Annotated in this window: 20 protein-coding genes and 1 pseudogene; 17 read left to right on the top strand and 4 right to left on the bottom strand. The window is 74.1% G+C overall.

Features of this window, described 5'->3' with window-relative positions:
• Positions 1 to 225: 225 nt before the first annotated feature.
• Both ACYQ8Q_RS43870 and fdhF read left to right on the top strand, forming a co-directional pair.
• Complete coding sequence (locus tag ACYQ8Q_RS43870; RefSeq protein WP_460072911.1) at positions 226 to 1911, top strand: NAD(P)H-dependent oxidoreductase subunit E; 1686 nt, start codon at positions 226 to 228, stop codon at positions 1909 to 1911.
• Positions 1908 to 4664 (top strand): formate dehydrogenase subunit alpha, encoded by a 2757-nt coding sequence (gene fdhF, locus ACYQ8Q_RS43865; protein WP_460072909.1) that lies wholly within the window; start codon positions 1908 to 1910, stop codon positions 4662 to 4664. The genes ACYQ8Q_RS43870 and fdhF overlap by 4 nt, the downstream gene beginning before the upstream one ends.
• 3 nt (positions 4665 to 4667) lie before the next feature.
• Here the strand turns inward: fdhF and ACYQ8Q_RS43860 are convergent, their stop codons facing one another.
• Together ACYQ8Q_RS43860 and ACYQ8Q_RS43855 are read right to left on the bottom strand one after the other, a co-directional pair.
• Positions 4668 to 7067 carry a glycoside hydrolase family 65 protein gene (locus ACYQ8Q_RS43860; protein ID WP_460072908.1) on the bottom strand — a complete coding sequence of 800 codons (2400 nt, stop codon included), beginning with the start codon at positions 7065 to 7067 and terminating at the stop codon, positions 4668 to 4670.
• A gap of 46 nt (positions 7068 to 7113) precedes the next feature.
• Positions 7114 to 7989, bottom strand: a complete 876-nt coding sequence (locus tag ACYQ8Q_RS43855) for a universal stress protein (RefSeq protein ID WP_460073751.1) — start codon at positions 7987 to 7989, stop codon at positions 7114 to 7116.
• A 407-nt stretch (positions 7990 to 8396) separates the two neighbouring features.
• On the opposite strand from ACYQ8Q_RS43855, the gene acsA reads away from it, so the two are divergent.
• The 12 genes from acsA to ACYQ8Q_RS43795 all read left to right on the top strand — a co-directional run bounded on the left by acsA (position 8397) and on the right by ACYQ8Q_RS43795 (position 19597).
• On the top strand, positions 8397 to 10187 hold the full coding sequence (gene acsA / locus ACYQ8Q_RS43850; RefSeq protein ID WP_460072906.1) for an acetate--CoA ligase: 1791 nt from the start codon (positions 8397 to 8399) through the stop codon (positions 10185 to 10187).
• Positions 10184 to 11254: a pyruvate dehydrogenase (acetyl-transferring) E1 component subunit alpha gene (pdhA, locus tag ACYQ8Q_RS43845; RefSeq protein ID WP_460072905.1), complete on the top strand. Its 1071-nt coding sequence runs from the start codon at positions 10184 to 10186 to the stop codon at positions 11252 to 11254. Before acsA ends, pdhA begins: the two co-directional genes overlap by 4 nt.
• Before the next feature lie 2 nt (positions 11255 to 11256).
• Positions 11257 to 12264 carry an alpha-ketoacid dehydrogenase subunit beta gene (locus ACYQ8Q_RS43840; protein ID WP_460072903.1) on the top strand — a complete coding sequence of 336 codons (1008 nt, stop codon included), beginning with the start codon at positions 11257 to 11259 and terminating at the stop codon, positions 12262 to 12264.
• Positions 12265 to 12266: 2 nt separating this feature from the next.
• On the top strand, positions 12267 to 13604 hold the full coding sequence (locus ACYQ8Q_RS43835) for a dihydrolipoamide acetyltransferase family protein (protein ID WP_460072901.1): 1338 nt from the start codon (positions 12267 to 12269) through the stop codon (positions 13602 to 13604).
• A 2-nt stretch (positions 13605 to 13606) separates the two neighbouring features.
• Positions 13607 to 13855 carry an acyl carrier protein gene (locus ACYQ8Q_RS43830; protein WP_460072899.1) on the top strand — a complete coding sequence of 83 codons (249 nt, stop codon included), beginning with the start codon at positions 13607 to 13609 and terminating at the stop codon, positions 13853 to 13855.
• A gap of 5 nt (positions 13856 to 13860) precedes the next feature.
• The gene (locus ACYQ8Q_RS43825; protein ID WP_460072897.1) at positions 13861 to 14559 is read left to right on the top strand and encodes a response regulator transcription factor; all 699 of its coding nucleotides are present in this window, start codon (positions 13861 to 13863) and stop codon (positions 14557 to 14559) included.
• A 2-nt stretch (positions 14560 to 14561) separates the two neighbouring features.
• On the top strand, positions 14562 to 15962 hold the full coding sequence (locus tag ACYQ8Q_RS43820) for a sensor histidine kinase (RefSeq protein ID WP_460072895.1): 1401 nt from the start codon (positions 14562 to 14564) through the stop codon (positions 15960 to 15962).
• Between the two features lie 78 nt (positions 15963 to 16040).
• Positions 16041 to 16424: a hypothetical protein gene (locus ACYQ8Q_RS43815; RefSeq protein WP_460072894.1), complete on the top strand. Its 384-nt coding sequence runs from the start codon at positions 16041 to 16043 to the stop codon at positions 16422 to 16424.
• A complete protein-coding gene (locus ACYQ8Q_RS43810; RefSeq protein ID WP_460072892.1) occupies positions 16421 to 17386 on the top strand; it encodes an FAD:protein FMN transferase in 966 nt (321 codons plus the stop codon). Before ACYQ8Q_RS43815 ends, ACYQ8Q_RS43810 begins: the two co-directional genes overlap by 4 nt.
• Complete coding sequence (locus ACYQ8Q_RS43805) at positions 17383 to 18069, top strand: ferric reductase-like transmembrane domain-containing protein (RefSeq protein ID WP_460072891.1); 687 nt, start codon at positions 17383 to 17385, stop codon at positions 18067 to 18069. The genes ACYQ8Q_RS43810 and ACYQ8Q_RS43805 overlap by 4 nt, the downstream gene beginning before the upstream one ends.
• Before the next feature lie 155 nt (positions 18070 to 18224).
• Entirely contained in the window at positions 18225 to 19394 is a 1170-nt protein-coding gene (locus tag ACYQ8Q_RS43800; protein ID WP_460072889.1) for an NADH-ubiquinone oxidoreductase-F iron-sulfur binding region domain-containing protein, read from the top strand.
• Positions 19391 to 19597, top strand: a complete 207-nt coding sequence (locus ACYQ8Q_RS43795) for a ferredoxin (RefSeq protein WP_460072887.1) — start codon at positions 19391 to 19393, stop codon at positions 19595 to 19597. Before ACYQ8Q_RS43800 ends, ACYQ8Q_RS43795 begins: the two co-directional genes overlap by 4 nt.
• A 69-nt stretch (positions 19598 to 19666) precedes the next feature.
• On the opposite strand, the gene ACYQ8Q_RS43790 is transcribed toward ACYQ8Q_RS43795, so the two are convergent.
• A complete protein-coding gene (locus ACYQ8Q_RS43790) occupies positions 19667 to 20179 on the bottom strand; it encodes a DUF2231 domain-containing protein (protein WP_460072885.1) in 513 nt (170 codons plus the stop codon).
• 181 nt (positions 20180 to 20360) lie between these two features.
• Here ACYQ8Q_RS43790 and ACYQ8Q_RS43785 point away from each other — a divergent pair.
• Positions 20361 to 20902: pseudogene (locus tag ACYQ8Q_RS43785) on the top strand (heavy metal translocating P-type ATPase); the annotation flags it as partial.
• Between the two features lie 41 nt (positions 20903 to 20943).
• Here ACYQ8Q_RS43785 and ACYQ8Q_RS43780 read toward each other — a convergent pair.
• A complete protein-coding gene (locus ACYQ8Q_RS43780; protein ID WP_460072883.1) occupies positions 20944 to 21207 on the bottom strand; it encodes an SHOCT domain-containing protein in 264 nt (87 codons plus the stop codon).
• A gap of 627 nt (positions 21208 to 21834) precedes the next feature.
• Between ACYQ8Q_RS43780 and ACYQ8Q_RS43775 the strand changes: the two genes are divergently transcribed.
• The gene (locus ACYQ8Q_RS43775; protein WP_460072882.1) at positions 21835 to 22281 is read left to right on the top strand and encodes a hypothetical protein; all 447 of its coding nucleotides are present in this window, start codon (positions 21835 to 21837) and stop codon (positions 22279 to 22281) included.
• Between the two features lie 90 nt (positions 22282 to 22371).
• Entirely contained in the window at positions 22372 to 23952 is a 1581-nt protein-coding gene (locus ACYQ8Q_RS43770; protein ID WP_460072880.1) for a multicopper oxidase family protein, read from the top strand.
• Positions 23953 to 23971: the final 19 nt, after the last annotated feature.

Genomic DNA, 23971 nt, shown 5'->3' with positions numbered 1-23971 from the left:
GCCCGGGACACCATTGCGGCCGCACCGAGTGCGACCGGAGCCGGTGGCCTTCGGGCTTCCGCAGCAGTGGTCCCGGCCGATCACGGCGTTGCGGGGTCCGCTTCGGGCCGTACGTCGTCCGCTGGTTCTGCTCGGCGGTCTCCCGCCGTGCCGACCGTGCCGGGGCCGGGGAAGCAGCCCGTTGCCCCGATTGCGGTCCCCGGCCTCCGGCTCCACGATGAGGTCATGACTGCCGTGGGCCCCACGGACCGTTTCGACGCGTTTCGGGCCCTGGCCGACCGGCGCGGCCGGCCGGGAGGCCGACTGATCGAGTCGCTCGCACAGGCCAGGGCGGCAACGGCGGACAGCCCCGAGGCCTGGGCTCCGGCCGTCGCCGCGGAGGTGGGCCTGCCCGCTGCCGCCGCGCTCGGACCGGCCCGGTACTACGCGGACCTCGCCACCGCGCACGGCCGCCGTCACGTCCGCGTCTGTGCGGGGACGGCGTGCTTCGCCGCGCAGGCCGGACAGCACCTGGCCGACGTGGAGCACGCGTTGGGCGTCACCGCGGGCACCGCCTCACCGGACGGCGGGACCTCACTGCAGGCCGTCCGCTGTCTGGGGTACTGCTACGCGGGTCCCGCCGCGCTCGACGGTGACACACCCCACGCCGGCGCGACACTGGCCGAGCAGCTCTGCGGACGTGTGCCCCCGCGGGCGCCGGCGATCCCGGCAGCCGACGTCACCGGTGATCCCGTCCTGCTGGGCGGGGTGGTCGCCGGGGAGCCCCCTTGGCGGCTCTGGCCGCAGGTGGTCACGGCCGGCACCCCGGACGAGGTGCGGCGGGAGGTGGCCGCCTCCGGGCTACGGGGCCGTGGTGGCGCGGGATTCCGGGTGGCCTCGAAGTGGGAGGCGGCCGACCGGACTCCCGGGACCGTCGTGGTGGCCAACGGGGACGAGGGGGATCCCGGCTCGTACGCCGACCGGCTGCTGATGGAGGCGGAGCCGGAGCGGGTGCTGGAGGGCGTGGCCCTGGCGTGCTTCGCGTGCGGGGCCCGCCGGGGTGTGATCCTGGTGCGTTCGGAGTACCCGCTGGCGCTGGCGCGGATGCGGGAGGCGGTGGCGCGGGCCTACGCCGACGGGCACTTCGGCCGGTCCGTGCACGCGACGGACACGAGGCTCGACGTCGAGGTGGTGGCGGGCGCCGGATCCTACGTGGCGGGCGAGGAGACCGCGCTGATCGCGAGCCTGGAGGGGGACCGGGGCTGTGCCCGGCCACGTCCGCCCTATCCCACCCGGCGCGGTCTGTGGGGCGCCCCCACGGTGGTGAACAACGTCGAGACCCTCGCCTCCGTCCCGTGGATCATCGCGCGTGGCGGGGCGAACTACGCCCGGCGCGGCGCAGCCGACGAGAGCGGGACGAAGCTGGTCTGTCTGTCGGAGCGGTTCGCCCGGCCTGGGGCGTACGAGGTCGAGCTGGGCACCCCGCTGCCGCGTATCGTCACCGAGCTGGGCGGCGGTCTGAAGGACGGCAGCGAGCTCGTCGCGTTGCAGGTCGGCGGCCCGTTGGGCGGGTTCCTCGGCCCCGGCGCGATGGACGTGCCGCTGACCACCGCGGGCCTTGCGTCCCGTGGCGCGGCGCTCGGCCATGCCGGGCTGGTCGCCTTCGACCGGCGGGTGCCCCCACAGGAAGTGCTGCGACACGTCTGGCAGTTCGCGGCGGCGGAGAGCTGCGGTGCCTGTTCCCCCTGCAGGGTGGGCTCGCGTCGCGGTCTGGAGCTGGCGTCCGCCGGCCTCCCGCCCGGCCCCGCATGGGAGCGGCTCGCGCGCGTACTCGCCGAGGCGAGCCTGTGCGCCTTCGGGCGGCGCATCCCCGCCGCGGTGCGCAGCCTCGCCCACGCCTACGGAGAGCGACTGCCGGGGTGGGAGTCATGACCGGAAGCGAAGTCGAGCCCGAAGTCGCGGCCGAGGTCGAGGTCGAGGTCGACGGTACGAGCGTCACCGTTCCCGGGGGAGCCTCACTGCTCGCGGCGGTACGGGCGGCCGGTGTCGAGCTGCCCTCGCTCTGCTCCGACGACCGGTTCGGACCGGCCGGGTCGTGCCGTACGTGTCTCGTGCGGGCCGACGGGGCGGTCGTGGCGGCCTGCGTGACCCCGGCCGTGTCGGGGGCGCGTGTCGAAGCCGCCGACGGCGATCTCCGGCAGCTGCGCCGGGACGCGGTGGAGCTCATCGCCTCCGCCCTGCCGCCGCGTGCCCTCGCCGACGACAGTCCCAGCGAACTGGCCGAGGTCTGCCGCTCGTCGGGCATCGGCCCCGACACGGCCCGGGCTGCCGGAGGCCGGGGTACGGACGACTCCCACCCGTACGTCCATCTGGACCGGGACCTCTGCATCGCCTGCGGACGGTGTGTGCGCATGTGCGCCGAGGTGCAGGGGACCTTCGCGCTGACCCTGACCGGCCGGGGCGCCGACACCGTGGTCGCTCCCGGAACCGGTGGGCCATGGGCCGAGTCGGACTGCGTGGCCTGCGGCGGATGCGTGGACACCTGTCCCACCGGCGCGCTCACCGAGCCGGGACCAGGGCGCGGGCTCACCTCCGCCCACCGGCCGGCCGGGACGCGTACGACCTGCGGATACTGCGGTGTCGGCTGTGCCCTGGACGTCGTCGCCTCCGACGGTGAGGTCACGGCGGTCCTCCCCGCCCGGGACGGCCCCGTCAACCGGGGGCACGCCTGTGTCAAGGGACGCTTCGCCCACGGATATCTCACCTCTCCCGAACGCCTCACCCGGCCCCTGCTGCGGCGCGAGGACCGCCTGGAGCCGGTGACCTGGGACGAGGCACTCGGGCATGTCGCGCGAGGGCTGCGCGCGGCCGTCGCGGACGGCGACGCGGACGCCGTGGCGACGGTCTCCTCGGCCCGCGCCACCAACGAGGAGAACTACCTCGTCCAGAAGTTCATGCGGGCCGTCATCGGCACGAACAACGTCGACAACTGCTCCCGCCTGTGCCACTCCCCGTCCGCTGCCGGCCTGACCGCCTCCTTCGGGCTCTCCGGCGGCACGGACAGCTTCGACGACGTGGAACGGGCCGACTGCCTGCTGGTGGTCGGCGCCAACCCGGTCGAGGCCCACCCGGTGGTCGGCGCACGTCTGCTCCAGCGCGTGCTGCGCGGCACCGGGCTGATCGTCGCCGACCCCCGCGCCGTGGGCCTCGCCCTGCACGCCGACGTGCATCTGCGGCCCCGCCCCGGCACCAACGTGGCGCTCTTCCACGGGCTCGCCCACCTCCTGCTCTCCGAAGGGCTGGCCGACGAGGAGTTCCTGCGCGAACGGGCCACCGGGCTGCCGGAACTCACCGGGCTGCTGGACGACTACCCGCCCGAGCGGGTCGCGGAGATCACCGGGGTGCCCGCGTCGGACCTGGTCGCCGCCGCGCGGCTGTACGGCGGGGCCGAACGGCCGGCCATCGTCCACGGCCTCGGCGTCACCGAGCACCTGCACGGCACCGACGGCGTGCGCTCCCTGGCCAACCTGGCGATCCTGCGCGGCGCCGTCGGCACCGACCGCGGGTACGGCGTCAATCCGCTGCGCGGCCAGAACAACGTCCAGGGCGCCTCGGACATGGGCGCGCTGCCCGACCTGCTGCCCGGCTACGGGAAGGTGACCGACCCCGTCGCGAGGTCCCGGGCCGAAGCGGTGTGGGGCGTACGGCTCCCGGACCGCCCGGGCCTGCGGATCCCGGACATGTTCGCCGCCGCGCGGGCCGGGGATCTGCGGGCGCTGTGGGTCATCGGCGAGGACGTCTGCGCGACCGACCCCGACAGCAGCCGGGTGACCGAAGCCCTCCGGGCGTGCCCGCTCGTGGTGTGCAACGAGCTCTTCCTGTCCGAGACCGCCCGTCAGGCCGATGTCGTCCTGCCGGCCGCGTCCTGGCTGGAGAAGGACGGCACCTTCGTCAACTTCGACCGCAGGTTCCAGCGGGTCCGCCCCGCCGTGCCCGCGCCGGGTGAGGCACGGAGCGACTTCGCCATCGTCCACGCCCTCGCCGCGGCGATGGGCGCCGACCTGGGCTGCCCCCGTCCGGCCGACGCCCTCGCCGAATGCGGACGCGTCGCGCGCGTCTTCGCGGGTCTCTCCCATGAACGGCTGGACCGGGAGGGCGCCGTGCCGTGGCCGTGCCCCTACCCGGACCGCCCAGGGCAGGCCAAGCTGTACGAGGAGCGCTTCGCCACACCGGACGGGCGCGCCCACCTCTCCGCCGCCCCCTACCTCCCACCCGGTGAGCAACCCGACGACGACTACCCGCTGCTCCTGGTCACCGGCCGGCGCTGGGCGCACTACAACTCCGGGAGCATGACCCGCCGCGGCGGCAACCTCGCCCTCGATCCCGTCGACTTCCTCGACCTCCACCCCGACGACGCCGCCCGGTACGACGTACGCAACGGCGCACAGGTCACCGTGGAGAGCCGGCACGGCCGGGCCCGGCTCATCGCCCGGATCGGCGAACAGACCCCGCCCGGCCAGGTGTTCAGCTCCTTCCACTTCCCCGCGAGCGGCGTGAACCGCCTCACCTCCGGCCACACGGACACCGTGACCTCCTGCCCCGAGTACAAGGTCACCGCGGTACGTGTGTCCGGTGCGGGGAACGAGGCGGCCGCTCCGGGGGCAGGCGCCGAGACGGCGACGTGATCCTCAGCTCGTCGGCACCACGAGCGTGCAGGTCTCCCCGGGCGCGACGGTCACGGCCCGGTCGGGCAGCAGGACGCGCAGGGGCGACTCCTCCGAGTCCGGCACACCGATCTCCAGCAGTCCGCTCCGACGCCGTACGCTCACCCCCCAGTGCCCGCGGTAGCGCAGCGAGAACCCGTACTCGGACAGCGGCGGGAGGGGGACCGGATCGAACCGGAGGGCGTCCTCCCGGGTCTCCAGGCCGGTCAGGCCCCGCTGGACGAGGTCGAGGGTTCCGGCCATCGCCCCGAGATGGATGCCTTCGCCGGTCGTACCGCCCTGGAGGTCGGCCACGTCGGACTCCAGAGCCTCCTGGACGTACTGCCACGCCTCGGCCCGTCGGGCCCTGGCGAGCACCAGACCGTGGACGAGTCCGCTGAGGGTGGAGCCGTGGCTGGTGCGCCGCAGGTAGTGGTCGACCGTACGGCGCCAGACCTCGTCGTCCACGTCGTAGCCGAGACGCGCGAAGAGCCGCCCGAGCTCGGCGGGCGAGAACAGGTGGCCGAGCATGAGGACGTCGGCCTGCTTGGACGCCCGGTAGCGGTTGACCGTGTCGCCCTCGGCCTCCAGGATCCGGTCCAGCCGCCTGATGCTGCCGTACCGGGCCCGGTAGGCGTCCCAGTCCAGCTCGGCGAGATCGCCGTACCCCGCGAACTGGCTGATGACCTCCTCGTGGAACGGGACCAGCAACCGCCGGGAGACCTCGTCCCAGCGGGTGGGTTCCTCGGCGTCCAGCCGGACCCGGTCGCCCAGTTCCTCCCGGCGCCACGCGGGCAGCCGTCGCAGGAGGTCCAGGGCGCGGGCGAGGACCCAGGCGGCCGTGACGTTCGTGTAGGCGTTGTCGTCCAGTCCCGGCCGGGCGGCGCCCGGGTAGGCGTCGTGGTACTCGTCGGGGCCGACCACGCCCCGGATGCGGTAGCGGCCCGTGCCCGGGTCGTAGGCCGCGAGGCCCGCCCAGAACCGGGCGATCTGCAGGAGCATCTCGGCGCCCTTGGTGTGCAGGTACTCCGTGTCGCCGGTGGCCTCGCAGTACCGCCAGATGTTGTAGACGATCGCCGAGCCCACGTGGTGCTGGAGCCGGGAGTGGTCCGCCAGCCAGCGTCCCGAGGACGGGTTGAGGTGCCACTGCTGGCTCTCCTCACGGCCGTCGCTGCCGCTCTGCCACGGGTACATCGCCCCGGCCCGGCCCGCTTCGGCGGCCGCCCGGCAGGCCCGCGGCAGACGCCGGTACCGGTAGTCGAGCAGCGCCCGGGAGACCTCCGGGAAGTGCAGGTTGAGGTACGGCAGCACGAACAGCTCGTCCCAGAAGACATGCCCGCGGTACGCCTCGCCGTGCAGTCCGCGGGCCGGGACGCCCACGTCCAGGTCCGCGGTGTGCGGGGAGAGGGTCTGCAGGAGGTGGAAGAGGTGGAGCCGCAGGACCCGGCCCGCCCGGCCGGGCACGTGGATCTCCGCGCGCCGCCACAGCCGCTCCCACGCGGCGCTGTGCGCGTCCAGCAGGTCCGCGAACTCCGGCGCGGTGACCGCCCGGTCGACCGCCGCGCCGAGCGGATCGCCGATCGCCGTGTCGCGTGAGGTGTGCAGGGCCACGGTCTTCTCCACGGCGACCGGCCGGCCGGGGGTGAGCGCGAGGACCAGCCGGTGGACGGCACGGCGGCGGGCCGGGTGGAGTACGGACGTGACCGGGGCGGAGCCGGTGACGGCGGTACGGGCCGCCGTGGCGATCCGGATGCCGGAGGTGCTGGTCCGGCAGGTCAGCCAGATCGTGCCGGGCTCCAGGACCCCGGTGCGCACACCGGACAGCTGGCGGTGTTCGAGAGCACGGTACCGGTGCACGTTGCCGTTGATGACCTCGCCGTCGAGACCGGACTCGACCTCGATCTCGCCCGACCAGTCCTCGGCCGTGAAGACGGTCCGCAGCGCGGCCAGGTGGGGATCGCCCATGTGGACCAGACGGGTCTGTTCCACGGCGAGCACACCGGCGCCGCCCACCCGGTGGCGGACGGTGCGGGTGAGCGTGGCGCGGCGCAGGTCGAGGGTGTGCCGGTGGTCCAGGAGGGGGTGTGTGTCCGGGGTGAACCAGCTGCCCCACGCTCCCCCGGCGCGGCGTGCACGGAACCGCAGGAGGAGCCAGTTCGGGAGGTTGACCAGGTCCTCGTTGACCACCTGCCGTCCCGCCACCGTCGACTCCAGGCGGTTGTAGCACCCGGCCACGTAGGTCCCCGGGCAGTGCACCAGCCCCGCCCGGCACTCGGGCACCGCCCCACGGGTGGCGAAGTAGCCGTTCCCGAGCGTGCACAGCGCTTCACGCAGCCGCTCGCCCGCGGGGTCGTACCCCTGCCACTCCCACGTCCACTCCTCCATCCGCGCACTCCTCCCGGCCCGGCAGGACCGGGCCACGCGGTGGCCCTCAGACCCGCTCGGGGACGACGGCGACCGGACAGGCGGAGTGGTGCAGCAGGCTGTGGGCGGCCCTGCCGAGTTGCAGGCCGAAGTGGCCGTGCCTGCGCTGGGCTCCGACGACGACCAGGTCGGCGTCGGCCGCCGCGTCGAGCAGGACGCGGTGGGCCGGGCCCTCGACGGTGTGGCGGTGGACGGAGAGGCCGGGGTGTTCCCGTACGGCTTCGCTCAGTGCGTCCTGCAGTTCGGTGGAGGCCCGCTCGTCGAGCGCCTCGGTGGCGTCGTCCGCGGCGGGAAGGCGGTCCCCGTGCTCGTGTGCCGGGCGGCGCCATGCCCGTACGGCGGTCAGTGCGCAGCCGCGTGCCTGTGCCTCGCGGGCCGCGAACCGTACGGCGCCGGTGTGCTCGGCCGTGTCGCCGACGCCGACCACGATCCTGCCGAGGGATCCCCGCACGTTGGGCTGCGCGCCCCGGACCACGACGACGGGGCACGCCGCGCGCGCCGCCACGGACAGGCTGACCGATCCCAGGAGCAGTCCGGACACCTCGCCCCGCCCGCGTTCCCCCACGACCAGGGCGAACGCGTCGGGCGCCGTGCGCAGCAGGGCGGACACGGCGTCGTCGGGCAGTACCTCCTCGGACACCTTCACCTCCGGGTTCCGGAGTCCGGCGCGTTGCGCGCAGGAGGCGACGATGTTCTGCGCCATCACCTCCCCGGCGCCGCGGCCGGTGGTGAACGACGGCAGGGTCCGCTCGTAACGCTCCCACCGGAAGGCGTGGACCAGCCGCAGCGGCAGTCCGTGCCGTGCCGCCTCGTCCACCGCCCAGTCGACCGCCAGCAGGCTGGAGTCCGATCCGTCGACGCCCACGACCAGCGGGAGTTCCATCGCCGCCACCGCCTTCCTTCCCGTACGGCTGCTGAGAGACCCCCTGTGAATACCGTCGCACCGCCCGCGAGCCACCGCGACACAGGTCGGGCGGCCACGGCGCGTGACACCGCGTCCGGGCCGCACCGCCGACGACCGGCCGACCGGCGCAGCAGGCAGGGGCTGGCCGGCCGAGCCGGCGGGGCCTTTCGGCCCTGCACACCGGCGGCGCACAGCGGTGTCATGGAGATGAGCCGGGGGCCACAAGGGGACACGGAGAAGCGGAGCGGAGCCGCGCACCGTGCGATTCGGGCCCGCAAGAAGCGGGCGGCCCCCGGCTCCAGGAGGCCGTGAGTGCGACCGTCGAAGTGCAGTCGCGGCCCGGCTCGGCGACGCTGGAGGGCGGGGCAGTGCCGGGAGGAGCACCGATGCACTGGGAAACCATCCTCAAGGACACCGACCCCGCGGTGCCGCCGCGTCTCGGCGACTACGAGCTGACCCGCTCGGCCTTCGCGTGGTCGCAGGCGCGCAGCGAGCTGGCCGGGCTTCCCGGCGGCGGCCTCAACATGGCCCACGAGGCGGTCGACCGGCACGTGGCTGCGGGAGCCGGGGACAAGGCCGCGCTGAGGTGCGTGGCCCGGGACGACTCCGTCTCCACGGTGACGTACGCCGAACTGGCCCGTCGTACCGCCCGCTTCGCGAACGTCCTGAGGTCGCTCGGCGTCGGCCGCGGGGACCGGGTGTTCACCCTGCTCGGCCGCTGCCCCGAGCTGTACACGACGGTGCTGGGCACGCTGAAGAACACCGGTGTCCTGTGTCCGCTCTTCTCCGCGTTCGGCCCCGACCCGGTCGAGCAGCGGCTGCGTCTCGGCGACGCGCGGGTCCTGGTCACCACCGCAGCCCTCTACCGGCGCAAGGTGGCCGAGCGCCGGGCGGCGCTGCCCGGCCTGGAACACGTCCTGATCGTCGGCCCCGGGGCCGCGGAGCTGCCCGGCACCGCGTCCTTCGACGGCCTGATGTCCTTTGCCCCCGACACCTCCACCATTGCGCCGACGTCCCCCGACGACATGGCCCTGCTGCACTTCACCAGCGGCACCACCGGAACCCCCAAGGGCGCGGTCCACGTCCACGAGGCGGTCGTCGCCCACTACGCCACCGCCGCCCACGCGCTCGACCTGCGTCCCGAGGACGTGTACTGGTGCACCGCCGACCCCGGCTGGGTCACCGGCATGTCGTACGGCGTCATCGCCCCGCTCGTCCACGGCGTGACGGTGGTCGTCGACGAGGGCGACTACGACGCGCGGCGCTGGTACCGGATCCTCGGCGAACAGCGGGTCACGGTCTGGTACACCGCACCGACGGCCCTGCGCCTGCTGATGCGCGCCACACCGCGCCAGGGCCCGTACGACCTGCCGCGCTCGCACGACCTCTCGGCCCTGCGCTTCATCGCCTCCGTCGGCGAGCCCCTCAACCCGGAGGCCGTCGTCTGGGGCCGGGATGTGCTGGGCCTGCCCGTGCACGACAACTGGTGGCAGACGGAGACCGGCAGCATCATGATCGCGAACTTCGCGGCCTGCGAGATCCGGCCGGGCTCGATGGGGCGGCCGCTGCCGGGCGTCGAGGCGACCGTGCTGGAGCGGGGCGAGGACGGCCGCGCCCTGGTCGTCGACGGCAGGGTGACGGAGGTGGGCACCCCTGGCGTGGAGGGCGAGCTGGCGCTGCGGCCGGGCTGGCCGTCGATGTTCCGCGGCTATCTGCACGACGAGGAGCGCTACGACGCGGCGTTCGCCGACGGCTGGTACCTGACCGGCGATCTGGTGCGCCGGGACGCCGACGGCTGGTACTGGTTCGTGGGGCGCGCCGACGACGTGATCAAGTCGGCGGGGCATCTCATCGGCCCGTTCGAGGTGGAGAGCGCGCTGATGGAACACCCGCTGGTGGCCGAGGCGGGGGTGATCGGGCGGCCGGACCCGGTCGCCGGGAACGTCGTCAAGGCGTTCGTGTCCCTGCGCCCGGGGGTGGAGCCGACACCTGACCTGGAACGGGAGCTGCTCGGCTTCGGCCGCCGCAAGCTGGGTCCCGCCGTCGCTCCCCGGGAGATCGCGTTCGACCAGGACCTGCCGAGGACCCGCAGCGGCAAGGTGATGCGCCGGCTGCTGCGCGCACGTGAACTCGGCCTGCCCACCGGCGACCTGTCCACGTTGGAGGGATCCGCATGAGCCTGACCCGCCCCAGCCGTACCCGTGAGTCCCCGACGCCCCGGAAAGCCGCCAGGAAGACGGCGAAGGCCGCGAAGGCCGTGCCCGGGCCCGGTGCGGACACCGGGCACCGCCGCGACCTGCTGGAGGCGATGCTGCGCATCCGGCGCTTCGAGGAGCGGTGCGTCGAGCTGTACAGCGCCACGAAGATCCGCGGCTTCGTCCACCTCTACATCGGCGAGGAGGCCGTCGCCGTCGGCGTCAACGAGGCGCTGACGCCCGAGGACGCCGTCGTGGCCACCTATCGGGAGCACGGCCACGCCCTGGCGCGCGGCATCACCGCCGAGGCCGTCATGGCCGAGATGTACGGCAGGACGACCGGCTGCAGCGGCGGCCGGGGCGGGTCCATGCACCTGTTCGACGCGGGGCGGCGCTTCTACGGCGGCAACGCCATCGTCGCCGGCGGGCTCCCCCTGGCCGCCGGCCTGGCGCTCGCCGACCGTCTGCGCGGCCAGAACCGGGTCACCTGCTGCTTCTTCGGCGACGGGGCCTTCGCCGAGGGCGAGTTCCACGAGACGGCGAACCTCGCGGCCCTGTGGAACCTCCCCCTGCTGTTCGTCTGCGAGAACAATCTCTATGCCATGGGCACGGCTCTGGAGCGGCACCAGGCGCAGACCGACCTGGCGATGCGCGCCACCTCCTACGGCATGGTCGCCTGGGCCGTGGACGGCATGGACGTCGAGGCCGTGGAACTGGCCGCCCGGCGGGCCGTCGAGGGCATCCGGACCGGCACCGGCCCGCACTTCCTGGAACTGCGCACCTATCGCTTCCGCGCCCACTCGATGTACGACCCCGACCGCTACCGCGACAAGGCGGAGATCGAGCGCTGGAAGTCCCGCGACCCGATCACCCTGCTCATGGACCGCATGCGCGAGAGCGGCGCGCCGGTCGACAAGGACGTCGCCCGGATCGAGCGGCGGACCAAGGCCGAGATCGACCACGCCGTCGAGGCGGCCGGGCAGGCGCCGGAAGAGCCGGTGGAGAACCTGCTCCGGCATGTCACCAGCGCACCGGCGGAGGTGACCTGACCATGGGCGCCGTAACCGCGACGACGACTGCGCCTGCCCCTGCGACGACGTACCGGGAGGCCCTGCGCGAGGCGCTGCGGGACGCGCTGCGCTCGGACGACCGGGTCTTCCTCATGGGTGAGGACGTGGGCCGCTACGGCGGCTGCTTCGGCGTCAGCCTCGGACTGCTGGAGGAGTTCGGCCCCGACCGCGTCCGCGACGCCCCGCTGTCGGAGTCGGCGTTCGTGGGCGCCGGGATCGGCGCGGCCCTGGCGGGGATGCGGCCGATCGTCGAGATCATGACGGTCAACTTCAGCCTGCTCGCCCTCGACCAGATCCTCAACAACGCCGCCACCCTGCTGCACATGTCGGGCGGTCAGCTTGCCGTACCGCTGGTCATCCGCATGACCACGGGCGCCGGACGGCAGCTCGCCGCGCAGCACTCGCACAGCCTGGAGGGCTGGTACGCGCACATCCCCGGCATCCGCGTCCTCACCCCCGCCACCCTCGAGGACGCCCGCCACATGCTGGCCCCCGCACTCGCCGACCCCGACCCGGTACTGGTCTTCGAACACGGCAGCCTCTACAACGTCTCCGGCGAACTCCCGGCGTCCGCCGGCCCCGTGGACCTGGACCACGCGGTGATCCGCCGCCCCGGCACCGACATCTCCCTGATCACCTACGGGGGTTCGCTGTCCAAGGCGCTCACGGCGGCGGACGAGCTGGCCGCCGAGGGCGTCAGTGCCGAGGTGATCGACCTGCGCACCCTCCGTCCCCTCGACGTCGCGACCGTCACCGCCTCCGTGGCCCGTACCCACCGTGCCGTGGTCGTCGACGAGGCATGGCGGACGGGGAGCCTGGCCGCCGAGGTGTCCGCCCGGATCGCGGAGGACGTGTTCTACGAACTGGACGCTCCCGTCGAGCGGGTGTGCAGCGCCGAGGTCCCGATGCCGTACGCCCGGCAGCTGGAGGAGGCCGCCCTTCCGCAGAGTGCCGACATCGTCGCGGCGGCGCACCGGGCGGTGGACTGACCATGGCCGAGTTCACCATGCCGTCCCTCGGCGCCGACATGGACGAGGGCACCCTGCTGGAATGGCTGGTGCAGCCGGGTGACCCCGTCCGCAGGGGTGATCCGGTCGCGGTCGTCGAGACCGCGAAGTCGACGATCGAGGTGGAGTGCTTCGAGACCGGGACCATGGCGGAGCTGCTGGTCGAGCCGGGCGCGACGGTACCGGTGGGCACGCCGCTCGCGGTGATCGGGACGGCGGTCCCCACAGGGAAGAAGGGCGGGCCCGGGCCCGCACCTCCGCTCCCGGCCGCCGCACCCACCACGGTCCTGCAGCCCGGCCGCGTCGCAGCGGGACCCCTGGTCCGGCACCTCGCGGAGCACAGTGGCGTCGATCTGCAGACACTGCGCGGCACCGGACCGGGAGGACGCGTCACCCGCACCGACGTCGAGAAGGCGGCAGCGGCCCGGTCCACCGCCCGGCCCCGGCGCGCACGGGCCACCCCGCTCGCCCGGCGGCTCGCCACGGAACTCGGCGTCGACCTGGCCACGGTGCCGGGGACGGGCAGGGATTCCACCGTCCGTGCGGCGGATGTGCGGCAGGCCGCGCCCGGTCCGGCCACACCGGCTGCCGCACCCCCGCACGCGGCCGTGCGTCCTCCTGCCGAACGCCGCGCCGGCGCGCCGCCGTCCGACGACCGGGCGGCGGCCATGCGACGGGCGATCGCCGGTCTGATGAGCCGCGCCAACCGGGACATTCCCCACTACTACCTCTCCACCACCGTCGACCTGGCCGCCTCGATGACCTGGCTGCGCGAACACAACCGGCGCGCCCCGGTCGGCGAACGACTCCTGCCGGCGGCCCTGCTGCTCAAGGCGGCGGCACTTGCCGCGCGGGAGGTCCCCGAACTCAACGGTTCCTGGACCGACGACCGCTTCACGGCCGGTGAAGGGGTACATCTCGGGGTGGCCGTGTCCCTGCGCGGCGGAGGGCTCGTCGCTCCCACGCTGCGCGACGCGGACACGCTCACGCTCCCCCGGTTGATGGCCGCCCTGAAGGATGTGGTCACCCGGGCGCGGACGGGCAGGCTGCGCGGCTCCGAGGTGTCCGACGCCACGCTCACGGTCACCCATCTCGGTGACCAGGGGGTCGAGAGCGTCCTCGGCGTGATCTACCCGCCGCAGGTGGCCCTGGTCGGCTTCGGCCGCGTCGTCGACCGGCCATGGGCCATCGACGGCCTGCTCGGCGTACGTCCCGTGGTCACCGCGACCCTCTCCGCCGACCACCGGGCGACGGACGGCGCCGTCGGCGCCCGCTACCTCACGGCCGTCACCCGCCTCCTGCAGAACCCGGAGCAGCTGTGAACATGAACCGCACCGAAGCACTCGACATGGTCAGGGAGTCGATCGCCCGTGTCGTCCCGGGCGCGGATCTCGCCGCCCTGGGGCCCGACGACGCGTTCCGGGACGTGCTGGAGATGGACTCGCTCGATTTCCTGAGTTTCGTCGAGGTCCTCAGCGAACGGTCCGGCGTCCGCATCGACGACGAGGACGCACCCCATCTCACCACGCTGTCCGGCAGCGCCGACTTCGTTCTCGCCCGCTCGGGCGGGTGACCCGGATGACCGCCGAGGCCACCGGCGCGGCCGAGGAGACGCGGGTGCTGGTCGTGGAGGACGACCGGGGTATCGCGGAGTCCCTGGTACGCGGGCTGCGACAGGCCGGCTACGCGGTCGAGGACGTCCGCAGCGGCGGTGCCGCCCTCGCGGCCGCCTCCCCCGACGTCGTCCTGCTGGATCTGGGGCTGCCGGACATCGACGGTGTCGAGGTCTGCCGGAGGCTGCGGGCCCGGTCGGACGCCGCGATCATCGCGGTGACGGCGCGGGGCGAGGAGGCGGACCGGGTGGTGGCCCTGGACGAGGGGGCCGACGACTACCTGGTCAAACCGTTCGGGCTGGCCGAACTGCTGGCGAGGATCCGGGCGGTGCTGCGTCGGCGGCGGCCGGCGGGGCCGGAGACCGTGCGGCACGGGCCGCTGGCCCTCGACCTGCGCACCCGGCAGGTGTCGGTGGGCGGGCGCGCGGTGGCGCTGACGCCGAAGGAGTTCGGCATCCTGGAGTGCCTGGCCGCCGATCCGGGCCGGGTGGTGACGCGGCAGCAGATCCTGGAGCGCGCCTGGGACGCCCACTGGTACGGGCCGACGAAGGTGCTGGACGTGCACATCGCGGCGTTGCGCCGCAAGCTCGGCGTGCCGGGGCTGATCGAGACGGTCTACGGGCACGGGTTCCGGCTCGGGTCGGTACCGGCACCCGCGGAGTAGTCGTGACCCGCCGGATCGCCTGGACGCTGGTGGTCCTGACGTCTGTGCTGCTGGTGCTGGCGGTGGTGCCGCTGGCGGTGTCGCTGACGGCGCGTGAGCGGGTCGCCTACCGCGACAGCCAGCGTGCGGCCACGAGGGTGATCGCCGCGGCGGCCGAGGAGCACCTCTCCGACGGCAAACCGGCCACCACCCTGAACAAGGAGCTGGCCGACGCGGCCCGGACGGGGGACTGCGCCGCCGTGTACGACTCCTCGGCGCGCCTGGTGGCCGGTACGCCGTGCGAGGCGGCGCAGGGTGAGGAGGCGGAGGAGTTGGTCGCGGACGTACTGAGCGGACGCGAGCCGGAACCCCCCGAGAGCGAGGGGCGCCTGCTGGCCGCCGAACCGGCCGGTGATGTGCGCCGGCCCGCCGGGGCGGTCGTCCTGGCCCGTTCCGCGGCTCCGCTCGACGCCCGTACCGCCGCGATCTGGGGATGGTCCGCCGCGATCGGCGCTGTGGGGCTGACCGCGTCCGTCCTGCTGTCCGTGCGCCTCGCCCGCTGGGTGAGCCGGCCCCTGTCGACGCTCGACGCGTCCGCCCGGCGGCTGGGCGAGGGCGCCCTCGACGAGCGGGCCGACGTGGGATCCGGTCCGCCGGAGGTACGCCGACTCGCCGCCACCTTCAACACCATGGCGGCTCGCACCGAAGCCCTGGTCCACGGCCACCGGGCCGTGATCGCGGACGTGTCCCATCAGCTGCGCACCCCGCTGGCCGCGCTGCGGCTGCGCCTCGACGTCCTGGCGGCGGGCGCCGACGACGCCACCGCCGCCGATCTCGCCGCCGCCCAGGAGGAGATCTCCCGGCTGTCCCGGCTGGTCGACGGGCTGCTGGCGGTCGCGCGCGCCGAGCAGACCACACCCCGCCCGACCGCCGTACGGGTCGACGAGGTGGTGGCCGAACGGGTGGCCGCCTGGACGCCCGTCGCCGAGGAGCGCGGGCTCCGGCTGGCCGCCGGGTCCGACGGTGCGGCGCCGACCGTCGCACTGGGGGCGGGGCACCTGGAGCAGATCCTCGACAACCTGATCGCCAACGCCGTGGACGCCGTGCCGTCCGGCGGGAGCATCGGCCTCGACCGCCGTGCGGCCGGGTCCACCGCGCGGGTGCGCGTGCGGGACGACGGTCCCGGGATGACGGCCGAGGCGAAGGCGGTCGCCTTCCGCCGGTTCGGCAACCCCGAGGCCGGGGGCACCGGGCTGGGGCTCGCCATCGTCCACCGCCTGGTCACCGCCAACGGTGGCACGGTGCGGCTGGAGGACACCCCCGGTGGCGGGCTGACCGTCGTACTGCAGCTGCCGCTGTGGCCGGAACGCGGACCGGACCGGGCCGACGGACCGAGATCTTTACCGGATCCGAAGAAGACGTGAGCGGGTTCCCCAGAACCGTGAGCACAGCCTTGAGGTGTACGCGGCCGATCCGGCCGCTGACCCTCCAGGAGCCCCGCCATGGCATCCTCCCCCGACGGCTTCCCGCCGATGCCCCCGCCGACCGGTTCCCCGCTCGCGCGCGAGCGCGGCCTGCGCCGCAGCCGCCGTCTGACCCGGTGGATCGCCGTCACCGCCGTGGCCGGCGCGGCGGCGCTGGGCAGCCTCTACACGCACCTGCTGCCAGGAGGCGCGGCCTCTCCCGCCCCGGCCGCCACACCCTCGGTGCAGAACCCCGCGACGTCCTCCTCCGCCCCGGCAACGGGAGGGAACGAGCGGGGCGACGCTCATGAGGACGACGAGGACGAGGGCGCGGCCCCCGCCGCCCGGCCGACGCCGCAGCCTCCCGCCCGGCCCCCGGCTCCCACACAGCAGCAGCCGCACACGACGACGGGGGCGTCATGACCGCGCAGACACCGGCCCCCTCCCCCGCCCGGGCCGTCTTCCCCGCCCTGGGCACCACCGCCACCCTGCTCGTCACCGAGCCGGGCGCCCTGCCCGCCGCGGAAGAGGTCCTGCGCGCCGAGCTCCTGGCCGTCGACCTGACGTGCAGCCGCTTCCGGCCGGACTCCGAACTCACCCGCGTCAACCTGAGCGCGGGGGTCCCGACGACCGTGAGCGCATACTTCGCCGACGCGCTCCAGGTCGCCCTACGGGCCGCCCGGATCACCGACGGCGCCGTGGACCCGACCGTGGGCAGCGCGGTGATCGCGCTCGGTTACGACCGTACGTTCGCCTCCGTACGCCCCGACGACGTCCGTCCCGTGCCCGTCGCCCGGCCCGCGCCCGGTTGGCGAAGCGTCAGATGGGACGCGCGCACCCGGCAGCTGTGTCTGCCCCCGCACACGCGCCTCGACCTGGGCGCCACCGCCAAGGCCCGCACCGCCGACCGTGCCGCCCGACAGGCCGCCGCGGCAACCGGCTGCGGGGTCCTGGTCGGTCTCGGCGGCGACCTGGCCATGGCCGGACCGTCGCCGGAGGGCGGCTGGCGGATCGCCCTCGCCGACGACCACGCGCAGCCCGTGACGGAGCCGGGCCCCGCCGTGGCCGTGACCGGCGGGGGCCTGGCGACCTCCGGCATCCGGGTGCGTACCTGGCGGCGCGGCGGACGCACCCTGCACCACATCGTCGACCCGGTCACCGGGGAACCGGCCGCGCCCGGGTGGCGCACGGTCACCGTCGCCGCCGCCACCTGCGTGGACGCCAACACGGCCAGTACGGCGGCGGTCGTGCTCGGCGGGCGGGCCGTGCGCCGGCTGCGCTCCACCGGCCTGCCCGCCCGTCTGGTCGGCCTCGACGGCACCGTCGTACGCCTCGGCGGCTGGCCGCCCGACTCACCGGCGCCCGACCCCGGAGGTCCGCGATGACGACCCTCGCCCTGACCGGCAGCCCCCTGTGGTACGCCAGCCGCGCCGGCGGCACCCTCGCGCTGGTCCTGCTCACCGCGACCGTGGTGCTCGGGATCGCCTCCGGCGGGCGGTCCGCACCGCGACGGATCGGCCGGTTCGAGATCGGGCTGCTGCACCGCAACCTGTCCCTGCTCACCTTGGTGTTCCTCGCCGCGCACATCGTGACGGCGGTGCTCGATCCGTTCGTGCACCTGGGGTGGGCGGTGGCCGTGGTCCCGTTCGGCGCGTCGTACCGTCCGCTCTGGCTCGGGCTGGGCACGTTCGCGGCCGATCTGCTGCTCGCGGTGCTGGTCACCAGCGCGCTGAGGCTCCGGCTGGGGGTGCGCCGCTGGAAAGCCGTGCACTGGCTGGCCTATGCCGCCTGGCCGCTCGCCCTCTTCCACGGTGCCGGTACCGGCACCGACACCCGTCTCCCCCTCCAGTTGTGGCTCTACGCCGTATGCCTGGCCTCGGTCGTCGCCGCCGTGTGGTGGCGCCTGGCGAAGGCCGGTCCGGGACGGGTGGCCGGGCGCCTCGTGGCCGCCGTCGGCGCGGCCGCCGTACCAGTGCTGCTGGCCGGCTTCCTGGCCGGCGGGCCGCTCCAGCCCGGCTGGTCCCAGCGCGCCGCCGCCACGACGCTGCTGCTCGGGGGTGGACGATGACCTTTTCGCCTGTGGCGCCTCTCGCGCCTCACCACCGCACACCGCCGCCGGACGACCCCACCGCGCGGCTGCTGGCGGGATGGCGGGCCACCGGGCGACCGGCCGCCCTGGCCGATCACCTGCGACGCCACGGGCCGCCTCCCCTCACCAGGTACATGTCGAGGCCGCTGGTGGACACCGTCGAGGCGGCCGGACTCACCGGGCGCGGCGGCGCCGGCTTTCCGGCAGCCCGGAAGCTGCGGGGCGTGGCGGACGGCCGGGGGCCGGCCGTGGTCGTCGTCAACGCCATGGAGAGCGAACCCGCCGGCCGCAAGGACCAGTTCCTGCTCGCCGTCGCCCCTCACCTGGTCCTCGACGGCGCGGTCCTGGTGGCGGCCGAACTCGGGGCCGACACCGTCCACGTGTGTCTGCCCCGTACCCGCGCCGCCCAGCACCGTCAGCTGGGCGGCGCCCTGGAGGAGCGACGACGCACGCGCCTCGACCCCGTACGGATACGTCTGCACGCCCTGCCGCACGGTTACGTCTCCAGCGAGTCGACGTCGCTGGTGCGCTGGCTCAACGGGGGCCCGGCGCGCCCGCAGGGCAGCCCGCCGCGCAGCCACGAACGCGGTGTCGCCCGCCGCCCCACCCTCGTCCACAACGCCGAGACCCTCGCCCACCTCGCCCTCATCGCCCGTCACGGACCCGACTGGTTCCGGCAGGCCGGCACCCCGGAGGAACCCGGCACCACGCTGGTCACCGTCTCCGGGGCGGTGGCCGCGCCAGGCGTCCTGGAAGCGGCGCTCGGCACGCCGCTCACCACCGTGCTCGACCGTGCCGGAGGCACCACGGAACCGCTGCGGGCCGTCCTGCTCGGCGGCTTCGGCGGCACCTGGATCCCGGCAGAGAAGGCGCCCACGCCCCTCGCCCGCCGCGAGCTGGCCGCGCTGGGCGCCGCACCCGGCGCGGGCGTGCTCGTCGCGTTTCCCGACCCGGCCTGCGGGCTGACGGAAACGGCCCGGATGCTCGCCTTCCTGGCCGCCCACGGCGCCCGACAGTGCGGCCCCTGCCGTTACGGATTGCCCGCGGTGGCCGAGGACTTCGCCGCGCTGGCCGCCGGACAGGCCCACCCGGAGCTGCTGTCCCGTCTGCGTCGCCGGACGGGTCTGCTGCCGGACCGGGGCGCCTGCCGTCATCCCGACGGCGCCGCCCGCCTGGCCGCCTCCGCCCTGCGTGTCTTCGCCGACGACGTCGACCACCACCTCACCCACGGAACCTGCCCCGCGGCCCACCGACCGCCGCGGATCCCCGTACCGCCCGCCACACCCCCGGAGACCTGGCGATGACCCCGACCCGGACCCTGCGCATCGACCGCATCGCCTGCACCGGCCAGGGGCTGTGCGCTGAACTGCTCCCCGAGCTGATCGACCTCGACGAATGGGGCTACCCCGTCCTCAGGGACGGGATCGTCCCCGACCGGCTGCGCGCCCACACCCGACGGGCCGTCGCCGCCTGCCCCCGCCTGGCCCTGCACACCGACGGCGCGTGAGGGTGGCGGGCCGGCCGACCGCCACCCGCACCACGCCATCTGCCGCCGAACCGTGCCGGCGACCGGATGTCAGTCGTCCCCGTCGCCCGACGCCGTCTTGGAGAACCCGTCGTGCCACGCGGCCTTCGCCCCCGAGTCGCCGATGCGGTAGACGTCCACGACTGCTCCCCCGGCCACCACCAGCGACAGCACCGCCGCCGCGACCCGCACCGGCGCGGCGGACCACCGGATGCCGCGCGAGCCAGTGGAGCCGGACGCTCCGGCGCGGCCGGCCACCCACCAGACGACGACCGCCAGGACGAACAGGCCCCCGGCCCACGGGAACAGGCCGTCGCCGAGTTCGGCATGCCGCCTCACCAGCGCGTTGCCGTCGACATGGCGCTCCAGCCATTCGCCTGCCTGCGTGGCGAGCGGCACGCTCACGAGCGTGACCAGGGCGAGCAGCGGCAGGACGACACCCATGCGCCGCGCCGCCCTGGGCCAGATCACACCGACCACGAGTGCCAGCGCGGTCAGGGGAACGAGGACCACGACGAAATGCACGAGCAGTATGTGTGCGGGCAGGCCGTTGACCAGGCTCATCGGTGAAATCCTCCAGTGCGTCGGGGTCTTCCGTGTCGATCGGGCGCGTCAGCCTGGCACAGGAACCTCTCAGCTTCCTCTGAGGAGTTCCCCTGCGGTCCGTCCGGCCCCACAGCAGGTCCGGACGTCCCCTTCCGGACGGCCCGGGCGCCGCGAGGGGATGGAAGGAGAGAAGAAGACCGATCCGGCGGTCACCGTGATGGTCGGCGACGGCGTCAAGCCCCTGCCCTGGCCGCCGCCGACGTCGGTGTCGCCATGGGCGCACGCGGCTCCACCGCCTCCTCCGAGGCCGCCGACATCGTCCTGACCACCGACCGCGTCGACCGCCTCGTCGACGTCGCCGTCATCCTCAACGCCCTGCGCGCCCTGCGCGTCGACCAGGCCGCACGGCCCGCCGTCACCCCCGCCGCCGAAGCGCTCATCCACCGGTTCGCCGACGAGCACCACGACCTTCAGGACGTCCTGGACGCCGTACGCGACGCGGCCGATCGCCTCTCCGACTCCCCCGGGCCCGCGGCGCTCACCGCCGTGGAGGAGACCCACCGTCTGCTCGTCGAACGCCTCTCGCGGCGCATCGCCACCCACCTCCAACTGGCCCGCGCCGACGGCGGTCTGGCCCCCGGACAACTCGACGACCCGCGTTCCTGCCTCTACGGCCTCAACACCGTCCTGCGGCTGCACTTCACGCAGGAGGAGGAGAACTACTTCTCCCTCGCCCCGTGAGCCGGCACCGGCCGCACTCGTGCTTGTGCGGCCCGTGGGTCTCAGGGTTTGGTGAGCGGCCCGGCATGCAGTGCGTTCAGGCGGCGCCGGTAGTCGTCCTCGTCGATCTCACCGCGGGCCAGCCGCTCGCGGAGGATGTCCTCGGCCGAGGGTGCGGTCGGGGTGTGGGTGCGCTCCTGGGGCCGGTTGAGCGTGCGGAAGACCAGCAGGGCGACTGTGATGATCAGCGCCCAGAAAAGGATCATGCCTGCCGACATCGCGAACCAGCCCCAGCCGCTCACGCCATGGTCGTACCAGAACATCATCGCCACTCACCTGCCTCAGCCTCGTTCCGTGGCCGGACGCGGAGGGGTATCCGGCGGCCTCTGCCTTCACCTGCATCGTCCCCGCTGCCCGTGGTGGTGGTCTGGGGCCGGACGGTCCAGGACCGGTGGGCCATTGCGCCCCTACCAGGCAGGGGTGCTCCCCGGACAGGCTGGGGAGGGAACGGACAAGGGAGGCGAGCCGCCCATGGGTGCCCTCGAAGTCGTCGTCCTGGCCTCGGCCGTGCTGATCGCGGCGCTCGGCCGGTACCTCCTCGGACCGCGCCGCGCCGGTGCCGTCCGGCTGGACGGTGGCGTGCCGAGGGCCGGGGCTGGCCTGCCTGCCCCCGTGCTGTTCGCGGTGATGGCACACGAACTGTTCGGCGCCGACCGGGTGCCCGGCTGGATGCCGAACCACCGGCTGCAGTTGGCACTCATCGCGCCGGTGATGTTCTCCACCGGACACACGGCCCACCCGCGTCCAGCGCCACGTCGGGTCAGCCGTCGGCGCCCACGACAGGCCGCACGCGTGTCTGCGTCACCGACCCCGCCCTCCGCCCCAGTCGCCCCCTTACCCCTCCCGGGTATATTGATGGCGATCACCGTTTCACGTCAGCACGGACGGAAGCCATGACGACAGCCAACCACCGGCCTCACGGCGCTCGCGGCGCCGCGCTGCGGTGGACACGCGCTGTCGTCGTCGCGTTGGTGGCCGCTCTCGCGGTGCTCGTGCATCACGAAACGGCCGGCGCCGTCACACATGTGCTGCCCGCCCGGGCCATGGCGGGCATGGGCCACACAGCCGGGCCGTCCCTGTCCGTCCACACGAGCGGGCACGCCATGCCGTCGCTCGCCACAGGCGCGGCCGCGATCCACGACGACGCCGGGGCGTGCTCCGGCACGGTGACGCAGCACTGTGCCGGAATCGGCGTAGACAGCATGAAACTCGTGCCGCCCCACCAGCCGTCCGCCTGCGGCGCTCCGGCCTTCCCCGGAACAGCCGGCGGCCGGGACGTCCCGGGCACCACGGGCCGGGCGCCACCGGACCTCTGCGTTCTCTCTCGATTGCTGCTGTAGGCCGCGCCCGCGGCTTCGCGCACCCACGCGTGCACGAAGCCGTCCGCACGCGCGTCGAACACCAGCGACATCGAGACAAGGGACACCCCTGTGAACAGCATGAACCGCCGCTCCGTCCTGCTGGCCGGACTCGGCGCCGCGGGCGCGGGCGCGCTCACCGCCTGCAGCGGCTCCAGCAGCACGCCTGCCCTGATCAGCCCCTCCGGGTCGGCCGTCGCCGCCGCCGACAAGAAGCGCACCAGGTCCGGCAGGACCCACGAACTGACCCTGACCGCAGCACGGGCAACGGTCGGCCTGGGTGCCGGGATCACGGCCCGGACCTGGGCCTTCGACGGGCGGGTCCCGGGCAGGGAACTGCGCGTCCCGGCCGGCGACACCCTGGCCGCCACGCTCTCCAACCAGCTGCCGGACCAGACCGCCACCTCCCTCCACTGGCACGGCATCGCCCTGCGCAACGACATGGACGGCGCACCGCCGGCCACCCAGACGGCCGTGCGGGCGGGACACAACTTCACCTACCGGTTCACCGCGGACACGCCCGGCACCTACTTCTTCCACCCGCACACCGGCGTCCAGCTCGACCGGGGCCTGTACGCGCCGTTGATCGTGGAGGACCCCAGGGAGCCCCTGTCGTACGACGAGGAGTGGGTGGTCGTCCTCGACGACTGGCTCGACGGCGTCGCCGGGACCCCGGACGACGTCTTCGCCGAGCTGCGCCAGGGCATGGGCGGCATGGACATGAGCGGCATGGGCGATATGGAGGGTATGGGCGGCATGGGCGGTACGACCAGCGCCCCTTCCACCGCGGCCTCCGGTTCAGGCGACGCGGGCACGGAGCTCATGCTGATGGGCGCTCGGAGCCCACTGCTCGGGGGCGACGCCGGTGACGTCAAGTACCCGTATCACCTGGTCAACGGACGCGTTCCGGCCGACCCCGCGGTCTTCCGCAGCAAGCCCGGCAAGCGCGTCCGGCTGCGCCTGATCAACGCCGGCAGCGACACCGCCTACCGCGTCGCCCTCGGCGGCCACGAACTCACCCTCACCCATACCGACGGCTTCCCCGTCCGGCACCAGCAGGTCGACGCCCTGCTGATCGGCATGGGCGAACGCTACGACGTCCTGGTCACCCTGGACGACGGCGTCTTCCCCCTGGTGGCGCTGGCCGAGGGAAAGAACACCACCGGCATGGCCGTCATCCGCACCGGCTCCGGCAGCGTCCCCGGGGCGTCCGTCCGTCCGGCCGAACTGGACGGCAAGCTCTTGGCCGCATCGCAGCTGAACGCGGCGGACGACGTCCGACTGGCGTCGAAGAAGGCCGACCGGGTCCACCGCGTCGAACTGACCGGCGGCATGATGATGTACGACTGGGCCATCAACGGTCGGCGGTTCGACATGAGCGACCCGACCGCGCATCCGATCACCGTGGAACAGGGGCAGCGGGTCCGGCTCGACTTCGTCAACACCACCGCCATGTGGCACCCGATGCACCTGCACGGCCACACCTACCAGCTCGGCAGCGGCGGGCCACGCAAGGACACCACGATCGTCCTGCCGCAGCAGACGGTGTCCGTGTTCTTCGACGCCGACAATCCGGGACAGTGGATGCTCCACTGCCACAACGCCTACCACGGTGAGGCGGGCATGATGGCACTGGTCGCCTACCGATCCTGATCGCCCGCACGCACCTCCG

The organism is Streptomyces sp. YKOK-I1 (assembly GCF_054660435.1).
This window is presented reverse-complemented; position numbering and strand designations above follow the sequence as displayed.